This is a genomic window from Vibrio sp. FF266, assembly GCF_041439695.1.
Classification (GTDB): Bacteria; Pseudomonadota; Gammaproteobacteria; order Enterobacterales; family Vibrionaceae; genus Vibrio; species Vibrio tasmaniensis_A.
Map to the genome: position 1 here is coordinate 1 of NZ_JBGOOO010000088.1, position 3541 is coordinate 3541.

Genomic DNA, 3541 nt, shown 5'->3' on the forward strand with positions numbered 1-3541 from the left:
GCGAACGCCGAGGGATTTTAAATCCCTTGTGTCTACCAATTCCACCACCAGGGCAACGCAATCATGCGATGCTGATTACTGAAGAGTAAAACACCATCTCTCCGCGACCTAAGCCGTGAGAACGAGGTGTACTTTAACGGATGAAAAAAATTCGTCAACAATAAATTTTATCATTTAATTCAAGTGATTAATTATCGAACTCTACAGAATGAATTTAGTGCAGCTTGTACGGTTCTTATTCGTAGATTTTGAGTTTGAGTTGGAATTCAAAGGCCAAATTCCCATTTTCAGACTCACAAAACACTGTCAATTCCATTGAATTAAAGAAACACTCCTTCGTTTTCATGTGCTTTTCACATTCAAAGGCTAAAGTTTTACACAACTATAATTACGAAATGAAAACGTGAAGTCACTAAAACGATACCAATATGAACGCTACGCGGTTCTTTGTAACCTCGCCTACCCGAGAGTTTTTAAACAGACTCGTTACGGTTTTAATCCTAATGGACAGCGCATCATAAAGAACCAGTTTGGCAAAACCATGATTCGAGTTTTATGGAGTAGTGACAAAGATGAAGTGGTTGTGGTTATCAAGGGATCACACAGTGTTTCTGACTGGCTACTCACTTTTGCACTATGGACAAGAAGCTGTAAAAAGATTGGGCTGAACTATCGTGTACATGCCGGTTTCTATCATCTCATGTTTCAAGAAAGCCAGCCGAGTCGTAACGAAGACAAGCTTGGGCAAACCGTTATCGAACGCTTAGAAGCGACACTCTTGCCTTTGTTAGAACAAGGGAAAAGGATTTCTATAACCGGCCACTCTTCTGGTGGTGCAATTGGCTGCGTGTTCGCAGATTACCTAGATCAAAAGTATCCAGGCTGTGTTAAGCGAATCGTGACTTTTGGCCAACCTGCGATTGGTGATTGGAATTTTCGAAAGCACTACCGTTTGAGTAAGAAAACCTACCGTATCTGTTGCGACATAGATATTGTCACCTTCATGCCGCCCGTGCCTCTGTTGTATTGGCATGTAGGGAAAGTGCTTTGGCTCTATAACGGCAGGATCTACGAAAACACACCGACGTTTATACGTCTTGGGCGCTCTGTTCTAAGTTGGTTGATCAGACCTTTTTCTTACCACTTAATGAGCAAATATATTCGCAATAAGGATTTCTTTGATAAGCACTGAGACTCATTTGAAGCTATTAAAGAAAGAGCACAGGCCTATTACTGTCTGTGCTCTTTAGTTTCTAAACCTATGTTGTTTTCTGCAATATCGATTAAAGATTAAAGCTTGAAGCGTGACAACTCTCGTTTCAAGTCACTCGCTAAATGACTTAGCTGATCGGCTTGTGAAACCGCATCGGTCGCATCAACTGCCATCACATCACTCACTTCACGAACAGATTCGGTATTCGCATTGATTTCGGCAGTAACCAGTGACTGCTCTTCAGCGGCAGAAGCAATCTGAGTCGCCATATCACTGATCATCTGAATCGCTTCACGGATTTGAGCTAGGCTCTCTCCGGCCATATCCACATCGTGTACGCTTGTTTTCGCCATATCATGGCTTTGCGTCATCACTTTCACCGCACCATTGGTCGCTTGTTGTAAGCGTTTGATCTTGTCTTCGATCTCTTCTGTTGAAGCATGAGTACGTTGAGAAAGCACACGAACCTCATCAGCAACCACTGCAAAGCCTCGACCTTGTTCGCCTGCCCTAGCCGCTTCAATGGCCGCATTGAGCGCGAGTAAGTTCGTTTGCTCCGCTATTTCACGAATCGTCGCTAAGATAGACGCGATTTGCTGACCATGCTCTTCAAGCTCACTGATGATAGACACAGCGCTTGTTAGCTCAGTAGCGAGGTCATTGATCGATGATTGGCTTTTAGCCATCTGTTGGAAGCCTTGCTCGCTCAACTCCACCGAATGAGTCGCACTTTTTGCCGTACTCTCAGCATTCGTGGCGATTTCCGCTGTTGCTGTCGCCATTTCTGTCACAGCCGTTGCAACCATCGTGATCTCATCTTGTTGCCTGCTTACACTATCACTGCGCTTCATCGCACTGGTATTAGCATGCTCGGCACCGCTGTTCATCGCGGTAGAAACTTGAGTGACGTTTTGCATCATTTGATGGAGCCGATCAACGAAGACATTAAACTTATCGGCAAGTTGACCCACCTCATCTTGGCTCGACACTTGTAGTCTTTGTGTGAGGTCGCCTTCCCCTTCCGCAATATCAGCTAATGCTTCACTCACTCGCCCTAGTTCAACTAATTGACGAGCCACAAACCATGAGGTTGCTACAGCCATAACGATCAATACAATCAAACCTGTGGTGATTTGGCTAATCAACATATCGAACAGGGGCTGCTCTAGTACGTCTTTATCCATTTCAATCACAAGTAACCAGTCAGTGCCTTTAATCGGCTCAGCCATGATGACTCGCTCGGCACCATCCACTTGAGTAAAGATCGTCGTCAAGTTTTGCGCAGCACTGTTCAAGCCAGACACACTCAGCTCTGGCGCAATATCATTGACTTGTTTCAGAATGAAATCTTTATTTTGATGAGCAACGACCGTCCCTTGCTTATCAATCAGAATCGCACGCCCATTCCCCGGAACCTGAATGGCTAATACGTCTTCAATCAATTTGTCCAATGCCAAGTTTGATGCGACAACACCGATGATCGATCCATTCTCGGTCACAGGGTCTGTCAGTGTCACCACCAAGGTTTGCATCGTCACACTCACATACGGCTTTGTTGTCACCGCTCGATTCTCAGCTAAGGTTTGTTTATACCAACCTCGGACTCTTGGGTCATAGCCCGCTTTATTCAGTGAAGGATCATGACGGAACATCTCACCTTCTTTGTTACCGTAATAACTCAATCCAAACCCACCAGATACCAAGGTTTGACGTAAATGAGGTACGATATCTAAGGAAGGGTTAAGCTGCACTTGTTGCTGTAGACCGTGTACGGCTTGTTTCTTGTCATAAAACCAATCGCTGATCCCTTTTGCATGTGCATGTAACGTATTGCGACTCTCGCTCTCTATGGCTTGCCAGCTGTTATTTTGAAACGTCTTATAACCCATAAAAAGAAGAATTGCGGATGTAAAAGCAATCGCCAAAACTACAGAGAAAACCATTTTCCTCTTTAGACTAAATTGCATATTAAGAACCTCTTATAGAACAATTATAGAAATGCAAAGAGGAACTTTATCATCGAAACCCATTCTTTTATTTGGTGTATGCCAAATAAAAATGAAACAAATTGAGTATTATATTTAAGTGTGACTTTGATTTATTTACTTGTTTATCAACAAGAAGCCATACATAAGATTGAGCGATACTAATTTAGCTTGGAAGCGTTAAACAAATAAAACTATGGAAAGACCCGTTGTTTAAGAGAAGAAACCGGGAACTCAAAGATAGGAAGCCAGAAACGAAAAAACCAGCCACTAGGGCTGGTTTTTCTGAATGATGGAGGCGCCTCCCGGAGTCGAACCGAGGTCCACGGATTTGCAATCCGCT

The 3541-nt window shown here is 43.7% G+C and carries 2 protein-coding genes; one reads left to right on the forward strand and one right to left on the reverse strand.

The features are described 5' to 3' along the window. The first annotated feature begins 403 nt into the window (after positions 1-403). Entirely contained in the window at positions 404-1192 is a 789-nt protein-coding gene (locus ACED59_RS24175) for a lipase (RefSeq protein ID WP_371705188.1), read from the forward strand. A gap of 98 nt (positions 1193-1290) precedes the next feature. Here ACED59_RS24175 and ACED59_RS24180 read toward each other — a convergent pair whose 3' ends face one another. Continuing rightward, on the reverse strand, positions 1291-3156 hold the full coding sequence (locus tag ACED59_RS24180) for a methyl-accepting chemotaxis protein (protein ID WP_371705189.1): 1866 nt from the start codon (positions 3154-3156) through the stop codon (positions 1291-1293). Between the last annotated feature and the right edge of the window lie 385 nt (positions 3157-3541).

Coding starts and splice junctions, on each gene's coding strand:
- ACED59_RS24180 (WP_371705189.1), bottom strand. CDS start 3,156: ATGGTTTTCTCTGTAGTTTTGGCGATTGCTTTTACATCCGCAATTCTT.